At 47.0% G+C, this 17,049-nt stretch carries 16 protein-coding genes and 3 tRNA genes; all 19 read right to left on the bottom strand.

All coding sequences use genetic code 11. The annotated features are described in order from the left end of the window. Positions 1-163 precede the first annotated feature (163 nt). A complete protein-coding gene (gene hisJ / locus H065_RS0120010; protein ID WP_017814867.1) occupies positions 164-988 on the bottom strand; it encodes a histidinol-phosphatase HisJ in 825 nt (274 codons plus the stop codon). Positions 989-1,012: 24 nt separating this feature from the next. Then, positions 1,013-1,732 carry a bifunctional phosphoribosyl-AMP cyclohydrolase/phosphoribosyl-ATP diphosphatase HisIE gene (gene hisIE / locus H065_RS0120005; RefSeq protein WP_036630462.1) on the bottom strand — a complete coding sequence of 240 codons (720 nt, stop codon included), beginning with the start codon at positions 1,730-1,732 and terminating at the stop codon, positions 1,013-1,015. 23 nt (positions 1,733-1,755) lie between these two features. Beyond that, entirely contained in the window at positions 1,756-2,514 is a 759-nt protein-coding gene (gene hisF / locus H065_RS0120000) for an imidazole glycerol phosphate synthase subunit HisF (protein ID WP_017814865.1), read from the bottom strand. Between the two features lie 13 nt (positions 2,515-2,527). Then, positions 2,528-3,259, bottom strand: coding sequence for a 1-(5-phosphoribosyl)-5-[(5-phosphoribosylamino)methylideneamino]imidazole-4-carboxamide isomerase (gene hisA, locus H065_RS0119995; RefSeq protein WP_017814864.1), 732 nt, complete (start codon positions 3,257-3,259; stop codon positions 2,528-2,530). 34 nt (positions 3,260-3,293) lie between these two features. Then, positions 3,294-3,959: an imidazole glycerol phosphate synthase subunit HisH gene (gene hisH / locus H065_RS0119990; protein ID WP_017814863.1), complete on the bottom strand. Its 666-nt coding sequence runs from the start codon at positions 3,957-3,959 to the stop codon at positions 3,294-3,296. Positions 3,960-3,962: 3 nt separating this feature from the next. Continuing rightward, complete coding sequence (gene hisB, locus H065_RS0119985) at positions 3,963-4,568, bottom strand: imidazoleglycerol-phosphate dehydratase HisB (protein ID WP_017814862.1); 606 nt, start codon at positions 4,566-4,568, stop codon at positions 3,963-3,965. Between the two features lie 72 nt (positions 4,569-4,640). Then, the gene (gene hisD / locus H065_RS0119980; RefSeq protein ID WP_017814861.1) at positions 4,641-5,927 is read right to left on the bottom strand and encodes a histidinol dehydrogenase; all 1,287 of its coding nucleotides are present in this window, start codon (positions 5,925-5,927) and stop codon (positions 4,641-4,643) included. An 85-nt stretch (positions 5,928-6,012) separates the two neighbouring features. Then, complete coding sequence (gene hisG, locus H065_RS0119975; RefSeq protein WP_017814860.1) at positions 6,013-6,657, bottom strand: ATP phosphoribosyltransferase; 645 nt, start codon at positions 6,655-6,657, stop codon at positions 6,013-6,015. A gap of 44 nt (positions 6,658-6,701) precedes the next feature. Then, positions 6,702-7,889, bottom strand: coding sequence for an ATP phosphoribosyltransferase regulatory subunit (locus H065_RS0119970; protein ID WP_017814859.1), 1,188 nt, complete (start codon positions 7,887-7,889; stop codon positions 6,702-6,704). A gap of 445 nt (positions 7,890-8,334) precedes the next feature. Then, a complete protein-coding gene (locus H065_RS26465) occupies positions 8,335-9,543 on the bottom strand; it encodes an acyltransferase (RefSeq protein WP_017814858.1) in 1,209 nt (402 codons plus the stop codon). 160 nt (positions 9,544-9,703) lie between these two features. Beyond that, a complete protein-coding gene (locus H065_RS0119960; protein ID WP_017814857.1) occupies positions 9,704-10,261 on the bottom strand; it encodes an acyltransferase in 558 nt (185 codons plus the stop codon). Next, complete coding sequence (gene ppaX, locus H065_RS0119955) at positions 10,258-10,911, bottom strand: pyrophosphatase PpaX (protein ID WP_017814856.1); 654 nt, start codon at positions 10,909-10,911, stop codon at positions 10,258-10,260. The genes H065_RS0119960 and ppaX overlap by 4 nt, the downstream gene beginning before the upstream one ends. Before the next feature lie 6 nt (positions 10,912-10,917). Further along, a complete protein-coding gene (gene lgt, locus H065_RS0119950) occupies positions 10,918-11,952 on the bottom strand; it encodes a prolipoprotein diacylglyceryl transferase (protein WP_017814855.1) in 1,035 nt (344 codons plus the stop codon). Positions 11,953-11,965: 13 nt separating this feature from the next. Beyond that, the gene (hprK, locus tag H065_RS0119945) at positions 11,966-12,904 is read right to left on the bottom strand and encodes an HPr(Ser) kinase/phosphatase (RefSeq protein ID WP_017814854.1); all 939 of its coding nucleotides are present in this window, start codon (positions 12,902-12,904) and stop codon (positions 11,966-11,968) included. 647 nt (positions 12,905-13,551) lie between these two features. Further along, the gene (locus tag H065_RS0119940) at positions 13,552-14,688 is read right to left on the bottom strand and encodes an ABC transporter ATP-binding protein (RefSeq protein ID WP_017814853.1); all 1,137 of its coding nucleotides are present in this window, start codon (positions 14,686-14,688) and stop codon (positions 13,552-13,554) included. Between the two features lie 443 nt (positions 14,689-15,131). Then, entirely contained in the window at positions 15,132-16,007 is an 876-nt protein-coding gene (locus H065_RS0119935; protein WP_017814852.1) for a PucR family transcriptional regulator, read from the bottom strand. Positions 16,008-16,757: 750 nt separating this feature from the next. Next, positions 16,758-16,830 (bottom strand) — tRNA-Lys (locus H065_RS0119925). A gap of 10 nt (positions 16,831-16,840) precedes the next feature. Next, positions 16,841-16,925, bottom strand: a tRNA-Tyr gene (locus H065_RS0119920). Positions 16,926-16,937: 12 nt separating this feature from the next. Then, positions 16,938-17,010 (bottom strand) — tRNA-Phe (locus H065_RS0119915). Positions 17,011-17,049: the final 39 nt, after the last annotated feature.

The following is a 17,049-nucleotide window of genomic DNA, read 5'->3' as shown; positions in this document are numbered from 1 at the left end:
GTCAGTGGGCTTTTATTTTGGAAATACGTCTTCTGCATGAATGCAGATTCTGTGCGAGATAGAGTGAATAATAATCTGTTGTACAGAAGTAGGATTACATACATCTCTATACTTTTTATTATTTCATTTCCAAATAAAAAATAAACTTGTGGAATCCGGACATTTAGTCATTCAGCGGTACCATAGAGCGCTGGCGATTCTCGAATGTAGCAATCTGCTGCACGCCAAGATCGGTGAGTAGTGCTCTTGCTTCGTCCAAATGATCGCTCAGCTTCAGCGGATCATGCGCGTCCGAGCCGAGCGTAAGCGGGATACCCAGAGCGATAGCCTGCTCTACGATACGACGGGAAGGGAAGATTTCCTTGCACACTTTGGACAGACCGGAGGAGTTCAGCTCCATTACCATGTCCGCTTTTTTGACAGCTTGCAGAGCTGCATTTTCCAGTGCAATTCGTTCTTCTGCCTGCTCCGGCTCTGGAATGTAGCCAAATCGCTTGATGACATCCAGATGACCGGCAATATCATAAAAACCGGTGGCTGCGGCTTTTTGTACAGCCTCATAGTACTGACGGTACACATCCAGGATCTGCTTGCCCTCCCACTGATGCGTCTGGCGATGATCCGAGATATCCCACTCTCCCAGGAAATGTACAGAACCGATCACATAGTCAAAAGAATAACTGTCCAGTATCTTACCGATCACTTCTTCATACCCTTCGATATAATCGGCTTCCAGCCCTACCCGAATCGATATCTGATCCCGATATTTGTCTTTGAGCATGAGACACTCTTCCACATAGCGTGGCAGTTCATCCATAGGCATCGCCATTTCCGGATAATAGGTAGACGGGTCTACATGGATCAGCGGCAGATGATCGGATAATCCAAGCTGGGACAATCCTAGCTCTATCCCCCGCTGTACATATTCCTCCAGTTCACCAATAGCATGGCCACACCGGACGTGATGAGTATGATAGTCAATCAGCATCGCCGCTTCCTCCCTTCCATCCTATTAGTCTTTGCGTGGACGCTCATGACGACGATCCAGCTCGGCTAGTACATCATCCAGCGGTACCTTGCGTTCCTGCAGCAGCACGAGCAGGTGATAGATCAGATCGCTCACTTCATAGCGCAGCTCTTCGTTATCTCCGTTTTTGGCAGCGATAATTGTCTCGGCAGTCTCTTCGCCGACTTTTTTCAGAATCTTATCGATCCCTTTCTCGAACAGATACGTGGTATAGGCACCTTCCGGACGTTCACGCTCACGATCAGCGATCATCTGCTCCAGTTCAGCCAGAATAGCGAACCGGTCTTTGCCGGCCGCTGCTCCTGATGTATCGTTATTGGCATTGACTGTATTATTTTGAAAAGTTGGCTTATTGTCCACTGTATTCACCTCATTATAAAAGCAGCTTATTCTGCCTGTATGGCAGGCTGGTCCATTTGCTTCCACTAATAGCAGCAGCGTATCTCCATCACAATCGTAATACAGCGACTGGATACGCTGCGTATTGCCTGACGTACCGCCTTTGTGCCAGTATTCCTGGCGGGACCGGCTCCAGAACCAGGTCTCGCCGGAATCCAGGGAGCGGCGCAGCGATTCCGCATTCATGTAGGCCATCATCAGTACATTTTTGCTGGTAGCATCCTGTACGATAGTCGGTACGAGTCCGTGGCTATCCCATTTAATCGCAGTCGTCAGCTCCTCCAGAGAGAGCGACTGATGAATCATCTCCGATTGCAGCTGATCATTACTCAACGGATCTCCACTCCTTCAGCCTTCAATTCCGTTTTAAGCGCAGGAATCGAAATCTCTTTATAGTGGAAAATAGTCGCTGCGAGACCTGCATCGGCATTAGCCTGATCAAACACGTCGTAGAAATGCTCTGGCTTCCCGGCTCCACCGGATGCAATTACCGGAATATTCACCGCCTCGCAGACCGCTTTGGTCAGCGGCAAATCAAATCCATCCTTGGTTCCATCCGCATCCATGCTAGTGAGCAGAATTTCCCCGGCACCGCGCTGCTCGGCTTCACGAACCCACTCCAATGCTTTGATGCCGGTCGGCTTGCGGCCTCCGTGTGTGTATACTTCCCACTCGTTCCATTCGGGATTGAATTTGGCATCAACTGCTACAACGATACACTGGGCACCAAAGCGCTGCGCCCCTTCATTAATCAGCTGTGGATTCAGCACGGCTGCTGTGTTAATACCGATCTTGTCGGCGCCAGCGCGCAGGATTTTTTTCATATCCTCTACCGAGGAGATCCCCCCGCCGACTGTAAATGGAATCGAGATTTCTCCGGCTGTGCGGCGCACTACATCTACCATCGTCTCCCGACCTTCTACCGAAGCAGAGATATCCAGAAAGACCAGCTCATCCGCACCTTCGCGATCATATAGCGCAGCCAGCTCTACCGGATCACCAGCATCCCGCAGATTTACAAAATTCACACCTTTGACGACCCGTCCTTCTTTGACGTCCAGACATGGGATAATACGCTTTGCGAGCATGAGTTGCCCTCCTTTACCGGATCGTCTGCAGTGCCTGCTTCAGATCAATTTTGCCAGTATATATCGCTTTGCCCACGATCGCACCGCTAATTCCCTGCTCACGCCGCTCTGCCAGCTTCACCAGATCATCCAGCACCGTAACACCGCCGGAAGCAATCACCTGCTTGCCGGATGCCTGTGCAATCGCTGCTATTGCTTCAATATTCGGTCCCTGCATCATGCCATCACGAGAGATGTCGGTAAAAATAAATGTCTCTGCTCCTTTGGCAGCCAATTGGATAGCCAGCTCTTCGGCTTTTACTTCGGAGGTCTCCAGCCAGCCACGGGTTGCTACGTATCCATTACGTGCATCGATACCGATAGCGACCTGACTGCCATAAGTCGCCAGTACAGACTCTGTAAATTCACGATCCTCAATCGCTGCCGTGCCAATAATGACGCGACTGACACCCAGCTCGAGCAGCTTTTCTACATCCTGCAGTGTACGTAGTCCACCGCCTACCTGCACGGGTACCTGCACCTGACGGGCAATACGTCCAATCAGCTCATGATTGACCGGATGGCCGGCTTTGGCACCATCCAGATCCACCAAATGTACATACCCGGCTCCCTGCGCAGCAAAGTCTGCTGCAACAGCTGCCGGGTCTTCATTGTATACTGTTTCCTGATTATAATCGCCCTGGATCAGGCGCACACAACGGCCGCCGCGAATATCAATGGCCGGATAAATGGTAAAAGAAGACAATATGGTTCCCCCTCGTTCGATAGAATGAATATGATTACTGGCTCTCTGTACGGTTCATAACGATATCTGCCGGATGATCCAGTCTTTCACCAGTCGACAGGGCGAGAAAGTTGCGCAGCAGCAACCTGCCCAGCTCTCCGCTCTTTTCCGGATGAAATTGCATTCCGTATACATTATCCCGGCCTACAATGGCAGTCACCGGCTGTCCATAATCCGCTACAGCAATCAGATCCTCGGTGCGATCCGGCTGCACATGATAAGAATGGACAAAATACACATGTCCTTCGTACAAATCTCTCACTAGCGGATCTTCAGGACGCTGATACTCCAGCTTGTTCCAGCCCATATGAGGAATCTTGTAATCGCCCTCCTGGAAACGTACTACCCGGCCCGACAAAATATCCAGACCCCGATGAACGCCATATTCTTCGCCTTCACTGAACAGTAGCTGCATACCCAGACAGATGCCCAGCAGCGGCTTGCCGCTGTCAGCAACCTCCTGTACGATATGATCCATTCCACCTTCACGGATATGATTCATTGCATCGCCAAATGCACCTACGCCAGGCAGTATCACTCCCTCGGCTGCAAAGATCTCATCCTTATCGCCTGTGATGACATATTCATAGCCGAGCCGCTCAATTGCCTTGCTGACGCTGTGCAGATTGCCGATACCGTAATCTACAATCGCAATCGCCATCGGTTACAGCACTCCCTTCGTCGAAGGTACTCCTGTTACACGCGGATCAATAGAGGTTGCTTCATCAATAGCACGTCCCAGTGCCTTGAATACTGCTTCGATCATATGATGCGTATTCTGACCGTAATGTACGATCACATGCAGGGTAATACGTGCTTCCAGGGCCAATTTCCACAGAAATTCATGTACCAGCTCCACCTGGAAACTTCCCACCTGAGTAGAAGGATATTCAGCCCGATATTCAAAGTGAGGGCGGTTGCTCACATCGATTACCACCTGTGCCAGCGCTTCATCCATCGGCACAAATACACTTGCATACCGCTTGATACCACGCTTGTCTCCAAGCGCTTCACGCAACGTCTGACCCAGGCAGATCCCGATGTCTTCTACCGTATGATGATCATCAATCTCAATATCTCCCTGTGCTTTGAGCTTGAGATCAAAATGCCCATGCTTGGTGAACAGATCCAGCATATGATTCAGAAAAGGAACATCCGTCTCAATCTCGGCCTGTCCTGTTCCATCCACCTGAAAAGCCAACTGGATATTGGTCTCGTTCGTTTTGCGGCTCACTTCTGCCTGGCGTGTACTTTGATTCTCGGTTGACATATGAATTCTCCCCCTGGTCTCCTGCTATTTTATATATGCAATGCTATCCAAGACAGACGATACACTCCTGTCTCAGCTTCCTTCCTGTTCCAGCCGTACCTGAATCGCACGTGCATGACCTTCCAATCCTTCATGACGGGCGAGCTCCATAATGATATTACCATTCGTCAGCAGCGCTTCCTTGCTGTAATAGATCATACTCGACTTTTTGATAAAATCGTCCACATCTACCGGTGAAGAGAAGCGCGCTGTACCATTGGTCGGAATAATATGATTCGGTCCGGCAAAGTAATCCCCTACTGGCTCCGAACTGTAATTACCAAGGAAAATCGCTCCTGCATTTTCGATCATGCCCAGTACATTCATCGGCTGATCGACCATAATCTCCAGATGCTCCGGTGCCAGTCGGTTTACGATACGGACACCTTCTGCAATATCTTGTGTGACGATAATGGCGCCATAATTGCGAATTGAAGCAGTCGCAATCTCCTTGCGCGGCAGACTTTCCAGCTGTCGTTCCACTTCGGCTGCGACTGCATCGGCGATTTCCCGGGAAGACGTCACCAGAATCGCAGATGCCATCTCATCATGCTCGGCCTGAGACAATAGATCCGCTGCTATATAGACCGGATTTGCCAGATGATCAGCCAGTACAACGATTTCACTCGGACCGGCGATACTGTCGATATCGACTACACCGTATACTTCCCGCTTGGCGAGAGCTACATAGATATTACCCGGACCGCATATTTTATCGACCGGATCGATGCTGTCTGTGCCATACGCCAGTGCTGCTATGGCTTGTGCGCCACCGATACGGTAAATCTCCGTTACACCTGCTTCGGCTGCTGTGACCAGAATATACGGATCGATGCCTTCGGTTCCGCCTGTTGCCGGTGGTGTCACCATCACAATCTGCGGTACACCGGCTACCTGCGCAGGAATCACATTCATCAGTACCGAGGAAGGGTATGCGGCTTTTCCACCAGGCACATATACGCCGACTCGCTGCAGTGGACAAATAATCTGACCGAGCAGACTGCCATCAGGCTGCAGATCCATCCAGGAATTACGCTTTTGCTTCTGGTGAAACTGACGGATATTGTCCGCCGCCAGTGTAATGGCTGTAATAAAAGAAGGTTCTACCTGCGCGTAGGCAGCCTGTAGTTCTTCTTCCGTCACTCGCAGCTGGTCCGCTGCCAGCTCTACCCGATCAAACTGCGCAGTATATTGCAGCAGAGCTGTATCTCCCTCCTGCTTCACACGCTGTACAATCTGTTGTACCACAGCATTCTGCTCCGGTGAACCATAGTCCACTTCACGCCGCAAATCAAATTCCTGTGCAGATACTATTCTCACAATACATTCCCCCTTGCTTCATACCTTGCTATGTCTGCGGGTACCCAATCAGGATCACCCGGTCTATTGTCTACTATCTGATTTCCTAGGTCTCATTTGCTGTCGATGGCTGAATGACCTTTTGCAGCTGATCACACAGCTGCTGGATTTCTTCACTCTTCATCCGGTAGCTCACCCGGTTGGCAATCAATCGACTGGTGATACCGAATAGTTCCTCCATCTCGACCAGTCCATTTTCCCGTAGTGTCTGTCCGGTCTCTACCATATCGACGATACGATCAGCCAGTCCGATCATAGGCGCCAGTTCAATCGATCCATTCAGCTTGATCACTTCAACCTGCTGTCCGCGTTCACGGAAATACTGGGAAGCTACATTCGGATACTTGGTCGCTACACGTTGCTGAATACCCGGCTGCCAATCCGGCAGAGCAATTACAGACATGCGGCAGCGGGCGATTCCAAGATCGAGCAGTTCATATACATCGCGGTTTTCTTCCATCAGTACATCCTTGCCGACAATGCCAATATCCGCTACTCCATGCTCGACATAGATCGGTACATCAACTGGTTTGGCTAGAATGAACTCCATTTTTGCTTCTGGCAGCTCTACAATTAGCTTGCGCGATTCATCCACATCGGTTGGAATTGGAATACCCGCCTGCAAGAACAGCTCGGCTGCTTTTTTATAAATACGCCCTTTGGGCATCGCTACTTTCAGAATCTGACTCATAGGGTATACATCTCCCTGTTCTAATTTGCAGTTCTTGATTCGTGTTATTGGCTAATCGCCGGGCTGCCACTTTTAAAATGAACAATCTCTCCATAACCATCCGAAGAAAGATTATCATTTGTCGCTTCTGCAGCATACTCGGTAACTACCATTTTCCCCTGCTGCCGCAGACTCGCTGCATGGGCAAAAGCTTCACGCCGGCTGGCTGCATCGTAAGTAACCATAATTGGTTTTTCCGGTTGTGGTACAGGTAGTTGCACTCCATCCAGAATTCGATTTGTTTTAAGTGCAAATCCGGTTGCTACCACAGAACGTCCAAACTGTGCCAGCAGATTATCATAGCGGCCGCCGCTGCAGATTGGTGATCCCAGCTCCGCTGCATAACCTTCAAACACCATTCCTGTGTAATAAGAGAAGTTGCCGATCATGGTCAGATCAATCATCACGTATTTCGAGATATCGTACGCTTCCAGCACTTCCCATACCTTGCACAGGTGACGAATCGAAGCGGATGCCTGTTCATTATTGCTGATTTCCAGAGCCTGCTCGCAGATCTCTGCGGCTCCCCGTAGCCGTAGCAGCCCTTCCAGCTCACTACGCTGCGCGTTAGACAGGTTAAAGGCAGATAATTGTTCCCGGAAGCCTACAAAATCACGGTTTAGCAGTCGATCCTTGAGCGCCTCCTGCTCACGCACTTTGCCTGGCAATGCTTCTTCCAGAAGTCCGCTCAAGAAGCCTACATGACCGAGCGATATTTTAAAATTCTGCACCCCTGCCGCCTGCAGACAAGCAATGGCGAGAGCAATCACTTCCGCATCTCCTTCAGGAGAATCCACACCTACCAGCTCGGCTCCCGTCTGGAAAAATTCAGCTTCCCGTCCGGCTTCTTCTTCAATAGAGCGAAATACATTCGCATGATAGGCCAACCGGATCGGCAACGGCTCTTCTTTGAGGAGGGAGCCCATTACACGCGCGATCGGTGTTGTCATATCCGAGCGCAGCACCATCGTTGTACCACGGTTATTTAGCATTTTATATAGTTTACGGTCGGAGGTCGAGCTGGCGACTCCTACGGTATCGTAATATTCAAGTGTTGGCGTAATGATCTGGCGATAGCCCCACTGGGACATAGACTGAAGCACATTTTCTTCAATGTACCGCAGCTTGGACACGACATGCGGTAGATAATCACGCACACCTGTCGGTTTTTCGAATCCTTTTGGCTTGGACAAAACAGTCACCCCTGATCACACAATATTTTATCACATTAAAGTGGTACTTTGCTAATAAAGTAAAGGATATTTGATATATTACCACACCGTAACTGTACAGTCAATTGACATCCATTTCTCGATATAGCTTCTATAGTGCTTCCTTTGTGCTTTTATATCTGCCTCTTTATCTACTCAATTTACATACTATATTTTCAGGCAGCAGATGCTCTTCATCCAACTACTTCATAGGCACTTCTAATCGTCTATAGCCTTTTCGATTGCTCTCTATCCCAATTACCCACTGGGCAGTCATTCTCCTTCTTATTTCCCGGAAAATAAAATCCGGAGGCTATTCGCTATCCTTCTATCCATTACGCTTATTTTTAGCTATACAAAAAGGCCACCTGCATTAGAGGTGACCTTTTAGATTTATTGATACAAGCTATTGCCTGCGCTATTCCTATTATGGACTGGTTCGCTGAACCGCATCCGTTTTACGTGTGCGTTTGGTGTTATCCTTATTATCGCGTTTCTTTTTGGATAAAGAAGCCGGAACACTTCCGAGTAGTACCCATGAGAAGGGAACCCGTCTAAACATAATCTGTACAATAATGGACGAGACCACCAAAGCAAAGATCAGACCTCCATAGATCCAGCAGAAATACGTAATCGTGCTCATCGAGAACTGATCCTGCGTCTCCCGGTAAAAGGCAAGCAGGAACGGATGAACCAGATACACAGCAAAGGATATCTCTCCCAGACGACGCAGAATCGCCAGCAACCATGCCGGTGCACGTCGATGCAGGATAAATGCGCTGTGGAACAATACCAGAGAAGACAACATCGTGTAGATATTCCACATGAATTCATACCAGAGCGAATCCAGCCATTCATTGGTCAGACGGGCATCATACCAGATCTGCACATAGATCAGACCGGTGATCAGCCAACTGGCCCAGAGCACAATTGTGCTGATCTTCTGGATACGCCGCATCTCGCTCCATTTGCTCATTACCCAGGAACGGAAAGGCTTGAAGTAAATCGCTACAAATGCCCCCATCAGGTAGTACGCAAAATACGATAGAGCAATACTTCCTTTACTCGCATAATGCAGATCATATTTGTTCCATAATACCCAGCCCCATTGAATCGCCAGACCAATTGGCAGCGCCCAGCGTGCGATCCAGCGCTGACTTTTGAGTAGTGCCAGCATCAGCGGGAAGAGAATATAGAACTGCACACTGATAAATACAAAGTACAGATGAGTCCAGGCCGAGCCATGGAAAATGGCATGAACATAGTCACCCAGCAATACGCCGATCGGTTCATCAAATCGATCATTATTATTGAGCTTGTACAGGAAATACAGCGCCGAGATCAAAATATACGGCAGCAGAATGTACAGCATCCGCTTTTTATAAAAGCTGCCAATCAATTTACCGGTCAGCGGACGATCATAATAATTATAAAACAGTACAAAGCTGCTCAGGAAAATAAACGAAGGTGTACCGTACTTGAAAAACAGATTCAAAAAATTAAATACATAATACAGCGAGGTGTTGACGGCTTCTATCGTCGCATTGGACGTAGAATGCACATGCAGCACACCTATAATGGCAATAGCCCGAAAGAAATCAAGCTGTGGCAGCCGCTCTTTCTTGATTGGATTCAATGTTAAAGCATCTCCTTACAATTGAAATGGTACAACAGGTTATCGACTTTACTATTCCCGGGCTTGTCCATTCGCCCCATAAAGCCGCCATGTCTGCACCATTCTCATTCTCACATCCAGAATGTTATATACCGCTATCCAGTACTCATTCTGAACCTTTTTACTGCTCTGTTTGGTGGTCCGGAGAGGGATCCGTTAATATTACTTCATTAACATTGCCCAATATTTCCGGATTTTTCCGTGATAGTACACGCAAAGGATTACCACCGACAAAGGTACCGGCAGCTACATCTTTATGTACTACTGAACCTGCCGCCACAATAGCTCCATCTCCAATCGTGACTCCCGGCAGGATGGTACTGTTAGCGCCGATCATAACTTCATCGCCAATCACTACATCACCCAGACGGTATTCACGGATCAGATATTCATGGGCAAGAATCGTTGTATTATAGCCAATAACGGTATTTTTGCCGATCTTGATGCGCTCGGGGAAAAATACATCGACCATGACCATTAATCCAAACGCAGTATCCTGTCCCACTTCCATTCGGAGCAGATGACGATAAATCCAGTTTTTCATTTCCAGAATCGGACAGTATCTCGATATCTGTATAAAAACAAAATTGCGAACCCCTTTCCAGGGGCTCACTGTTTTATAAATTTGACGCAGCGCATTCCGATTGCCTTCCACGGGATAACGCTCCACTTTTCTCATCGGTCGACCGGATCCCCGAGTACCAGTTCATACAGATCACTCATGGTATGCAGAATATACGTCGGGTGATACTTGGACAACTCTGCTTCTCCTTTGAGTGACCAGGCAACAGCTGCCGAGCGTACACCCGCAGCTGCTGCTGCCTGCAGATCAGCCGGGCTGTCACCGACCATCAGCGCGTGCTCAGGCGATGAGTTCAATGCTGCCAGCGCTCTTTGTACAGGTTGTGCATCCGGCTTGGGACGCTCTACATCATCCAGCGTAATAATCACATCCATGTACTGGGCCATTTCGAACAGTTCCAGTACACGGGTTGTAGTCGCGCGGATTTTAGTGGTTACTACGCCCAACTTGAATCCTTCTGCTTTGAGTCGTGCCAGCACTTCATTCACTTCCGGGAATGGAGCTACCATATCATCATGGTGCAGCGAGCTGTATTCGCGATAAGCAGCTACCAGCGCCGTCACATCCTCCAGACCGGAGAAAGTACGCAGCTGCTGTTCCAGTGTCAAACCCATATGGGGAATGATTTGTTCCCTGGTGAGCGCTGCAGCAGGCTGCTGACTCATGATATGAAGGAATGAAGAGATAATCAGCTCATTCGTATTTACAATCGTACCATCCAGATCAAATAATATCGTATCTATCATGTTTGATTACTCCTTACGTTCAGGGTGCAGCTTTTCATGAGTATCCGACTCTGCTGTTTTAGAAGTGCCTGCAGCAGTCGGATGCTCTGTATGATGATTATCCGGTACAGGATCATGATGAGCTACTTTGGTCGACAGAATCGGATCGCTATAATGTTCTTTCGACCAGCCAGCACGGCGACGGACAATAATAATAATGATCGCAGCCACGATCAGCACAAGAGACAACAGCTGGGAGACGCGAATATTGCCATATCCCGGTTCAATAGCGCCTTGCTCAAATCCAAACCAGGTCATTGGTGTCCATAGACTATTCACGAATGAAGCCAGCCAGACCGGACCATCAAAGGTAAGACTGTCGGTACGCAGTGCTTCGATAAAGAAACGACCAATACCATACCAGATAAAGTAGTACATAAAGATTTCACCGGCACGAACAAAATGACGGCGGCGCAGCACAAAGATCAGCAGAATGCCTACCAAGTTCCATAAGGACTCGTACAGGAACGTTGGATGATGGAATACACCATTTACATTCATCTGATTAACAATGTAATCCGGCAAATGCAGATTACTGCGCAGGAAGGACTCATCGACAGGTCCGCCGTAAGCTTCCTGGTTTACAAAGTTCCCCCAACGGCCGATCAGCTGACCTGCCAGCAAACCCGGTGCACAAATATCAGCAATCCGCCAGAAATTGTAGCCTTTATAACGTGTATAGATCACGCCACAGAGAATAGCACCGATCAGTGCACCATAAATCGCAATACCGCCATTCCAGATTTTGAATACATCTACAAAGTTATCTTTGTAATCCGGCCAGCGAAAAGCAACATAATAGATTCGCGCAGCGATAATGGCGGACGGTACTCCGAACAATACCAGATCCATGAAAAATTCTTGCGGAATCCCGAACCGGTTTCCCTCCCGTAGCGCCAGTACCAGACCCACCAGTGCACCGAGGCCCAGGATCAGACCGTACCAGTGCACCTCCAGTGGCCCGATTGCAAAAGCAATCGGATTAATTAAAGCTGTCCCCATGCATACCCTCTCCTTAATCCAGTTCGTCGAGATCTTCGGCGATCGTCTCGGTCAATTTGTGCGTGAATTGGAGAGCTGCATTGTACCCCATACGCTTCAGGCGGAAGTTCATTGCCGCCACTTCAATGATAACAGCCAAGTTACGGCCGGGACGTACAGGGATGGTAACGAGTGGTACATCGGTATCGATGATTTGCGTCGTTTCTTCATCCAGACCGATACGGTCGTACTGCTTGTCCTGCTGCCATGCTTCCAGACGTACTACCAGCGTAATACGTTTATTGTTGCGAATCGCACCTGCGCCAAACAGAGTCATCACGTTGATAATACCGACTCCGCGGATTTCCAGCAGATGGCGGATCAGTTCTGGTGCTGTACCATGCAGCTGATTATCCGACGTCTGACGGATTTCTACCGCGTCATCCGCGATCAGGCGGTGTCCGCGCTTGACCAGTTCCAGCGCTGTTTCACTTTTACCGATACCGCTGCTGCCGGTAATCAGCATACCTACACCGTATACGTCTACGAGTACACCGTGAATCGTTGCTGTAGGTGCGAGCTTTTTCTCCAGGAAGTTGGTAATCCGGCTGTGCAGGATTGTTGTAGACAAATTGCTGCGCAGTACAGGCAGATTATGGGCATCACTGGCTTCGATCAGTTCCTCGGGTACTTCGAGACCACGTGTAACAATAATACATGGTGTATCTTCATTACATAGCTTGCCCATACGCTCTGCTTTTTCTTCATGGGTGAGCATTTTGAAAAAAGCGAGTTCTGTTCTTCCCAGAATTTGTACACGCTCTGTAGGATAGTATTCAAAATATCCTGCCATTTCCAAACCGGGCCGGTTCAGATCATCTACGATAATGTTTCGTTTTAAGCCCTGTCCCCCGGATACAACCTCAAATTGGAACATCTGCACTAATTCCGAAACCTTCACATGTTTAGCCATACTGTTCTTCCTTTCCCTGAGTGGATCCCTTGTCTCGTATTTGATTATGACCATAAATCGGAGTACATATTATTCCCAATGTACCAATGGTAATGGAAAACGGTACTGAAATCAATTATATCAGCAGATTAACCGCTTTATTGTGGTCATATATCATCACTCAGAACAAAGGCTCTCATGGCAGTCAGAACATATGCACTTCTCACTTCTCACTTCTCACTTCTCACTTCTCACTTCTCACTTCTCACTTCTCACTTCTCACTTCTCACTTCTCACTTCTCACTTCTCACTTCTCATTAAGTGTATCTCTTCATTATGAACAGTCTATGATGAAATCCTGTTTTTAAATCATTTTATGTATAATTACATAATGTCGTATAACCATCTGAACCCAGCCTGTATAAAACCCATTAAAAAAACAACTATCTTTTGGAACACCTACACCTACACCTACACCTACACCTACACCTACACCTACACCTACACAAATTATGCTGCGGGCTAACAAGCAATTGCAACAAAAAAGCTTACCGTACCCTTATATTAACAGGCACGATAAGCTTTTATCGTATTGATCATCAATCTGCTTGCTGTTCACTGATGATCAGATTCATTTACATTATATTCAACCGGGTTACTGTATACAATTATACAGTTGCTGGCTCCGTGTAGAACAGGTTATCTTCGGATTGCGGATCGAAGAGATGTGCTTTGTTCATATCAATTGCCATCGTTACGGTTGCATTGTCACGTGTAGTGGAACGTCCGTCTACACGAGCGATAACTGTATCGGAGCTGATACCGCCCAGGTACAACAGTGTTTCGTGACCCAGGTTCTCGGATACATCTACTTTTGCAGTAAATACGGTATTCGGTGAAGCTTCCAGGAATACTGGCTCTTCGTGAATATCTTCTGGACGAACACCCAGAATTACTTCTTTACCTACATAACCTTGCTCTTTCATTACCTGTGCTTTACCACCTGGCAAGCTCAGTTCCAGACCGGATGCGGAGAAAGTAGTTGTTCCGTTTTTCTCGGACAGTGTACCACGGATAAAGTTCATTGTAGGAGATCCGATAAATCCGGCTACGAACATGTTGCGCGGATGGTTATACAGCTCTTCTGGAGAAGCAGCCTGCTGAATGATACCTTCTTTCATAACGACGATGCGATCGCCCATGGTCATGGCTTCGATCTGATCATGCGTTACATAGATAACAGTCGTTTGCAGACGTTTTGCCAGTTTTGTGATTTCCGCACGCATCTGACCACGCAGTTTAGCATCCAAGTTGGACAGCGGCTCATCCATCAGGAAGACTTGTGGATCACGGACAATCGCACGTCCCAGTGCGACACGCTGACGCTGACCACCGGAAAGCGCTTTTGGTTTACGCTCCAGCAAATGCTCGATATCCAGGATTTTCGCTGCTTCACGAACACGTCTGTCGATTTCTTCTTTTTTCACTTTACGCAGTTTCAGACCAAATGCCATATTGGAGTATACATCCATATGAGGGTACAGGGCGTAAGATTGGAATACCATCGCGATATCGCGATCTTTTGGAGCTACATCGTTAACTACACGGTCTCCGATGTACAGTTTACCTTCAGAGATTTCTTCCAGACCTGCAATCATACGCAGCGTCGTAGATTTACCACAACCGGAAGGACCAACTAGTACCAGAAACTCTTTATCTTTAATATCCAGATTAACGTCAACTACTGTAGCTTTATCGGAACCCGGGTATTTTTTGAAAATATGCTCTAAACGTACGCCTGCCATAATAAAAAACCTCCCTGAATATAGATGTAGTTTTTTTGAATCTTGCCTCATACCGACTTCTTATCAAAGTCAGATGAATAATTGCGAAGCTTTTCATTATTAAGTCTTTAATCCTTGGTAAAAGAAATGATCCGCTTCATCTGTAAACGCTTACCAAATTGATTCTATTCTTGATTGTATTGGAGCTGATCTGTAGGCTATCTACCGATCATACACTCTATAACAACTGTCATAGATCAAATTCGGTCCCCTTTTCATTTGCAGTATGTATAATCACTGTTATGCAGCAGAAAGGATGGGAGCAAGTACAGGATAAAGAGCAAATCATCCAACCGGCTAGCTATCCATTCATTTTACGAATGTTTGAAACCGGTTTCTTTATCTGTTTCTATCTTACTCCAAACCTCTCTTCCACTCCATCCACAAACTATACAAAAAAAAATCTAACTTTTTGTCACTTTATACAAAAGCAGTGTCAAACGCATCAATACAGCATCTTCAAACCGCCGTACATCCAGCTGCGTCTCCTGCTTAATCTTGTCGAGTCGATATAATAGTGTATTACGATGAATATAAAGCTGCTTGGCTGTTTCACTGACATTACAATCCATTTTGAAGAAAGTCTCCAGTGTACTTACCGTTTCTTCGTCTCCAAACAGATGCGAGTGGTCTTCCGCCGAATCCACAAACCGTTGTCTTTCTTCTACAGGTATACGGTATAGCAGACTTTCAAGACGCATTTCCCAGGGAAGATGAATATGATCAGATACGTGGAATAATTTACCCAGATGAATCGTCTCTCTTAACTGGGCTACCGTCTGTACCAGCCTATCTGCTGGTATCAATGGACGTGCCACACTAATATGGAAGACTCCGACCCATTCACTCGCTACAAGTTCATGCAGACCGAGTGCAAAAGCGGTTAGTACATCCTCTTCAGTATCCTCCTGCTCACTATATATTTCTCGTCCGGGAGCAGAAGAATCATTCTGCTCTTCATCTTCGAGCAGATTGTGATTCGCCAGAATAAGCCATTCATTATCGTGGAGCGGAATAAGCAGCAATTCTCTATCGAAGTAACTGGATAACAACTTTTCCAAATCCTTGAGCTGCAGATTACCGGTCTGCAAACTATCTACTATCAGCAGAAAAGGAATCATCGAAATATTCAGACGCTGACGTAGCACAGTCTCATCAGGTATAGCCTCTGCAGGATTGCGGCTGCTCAACTGGCGAACAATCCATTGTCCCAATTCTCGTGCAGCCAGTTCGGATTCGTCTGCAGCATTAACTGGCTGCTCTAACTCCAATCCGATCACAGAAGGAAGCAGAAGCTTTAACAGTTGATATACCTGATCTATCCTTTTTTCTTCTGATAGATGTGCTACACCTCTATGATCCTGATGTGCTTTTAAACTATTAAAATTTTCGATTTGCTGACTCTCTGCTTCATCTATTTTCTGTCTTATGACGAAGGTGTCTGTGTCTGTGTCTGTGTCTGTGTCTGTGTCTGTGTCTGTGTCTGTGTCTGTGTCTGTGTCTGTGTCTGTGTCATCAAACGATACAGCTCTAAATGGTGCATCGGAAAATATAATTTCCCAAACAGTAACTTTCTTCTCCTGCATAACTATAGGAATTAGATAAGAATTAGACTGTATATTCTCCACATGTAATGTATCTGATGACTTATGCTTTACTTTTGGAGCTTTTCTATTTTTCCATTGCTCTATTGTCCACTGATGTTCAGCAATAGAACATCCAATAATGTGCTCAATTTGTTGCTTTAGACTGATCAGATTCATAATTATATTCCTTCTCCATTCTTCCTTACAATCCATCTAGCAAGGGCATAAGAATATAAAACATTCGTAGGGATATTCTTTCCAAAATTCCACTATTGCTTTTATTATTGCTGAATTTCATTATTCAGTAACTTTATTTTATCCTATTTACCAGGCAAAGTATAAATATAACGCACTGTACTCCAATAAACTGATCATTTAATAGATTCATTATTAAAAAGCATACAAAAAAAGCACCCTGCTTTTCAGCAAGATGCTTTTATATGATGAGCCATGAAGGACTCGAACCTTCGACACCCTGATTAAAAGTCAGGTGCTCTACCAACTGAGCTAATGGCTCGTAATAAAACTGGTGGAGGCTGATGGATTCGAACCACCGAACTCGGAGAGAACAGATTTACAGTCTGCTGCGTTTGGCCACTTCGCTAAGCCTCCACAAAATAAAGGTGGCTCGGGACGGAATCGAACCGCCGACACGAGGATTTTCAGTCCTCTGCTCTACCGACTGAGCTACCGAGCCATACTGATATTTAATTAAAAAATGGCGGAACCGACGGGA

The organism is Paenibacillus shenyangensis (assembly GCF_000346635.1).
GTDB classification, from domain to species: domain Bacteria; phylum Bacillota; class Bacilli; order Paenibacillales; family Paenibacillaceae; genus Saccharibacillus; species Saccharibacillus dauci.
The sequence above is the reverse complement of the archived record's forward strand: the minus strand, read 5'-3'. Positions and strand labels throughout refer to the sequence as shown.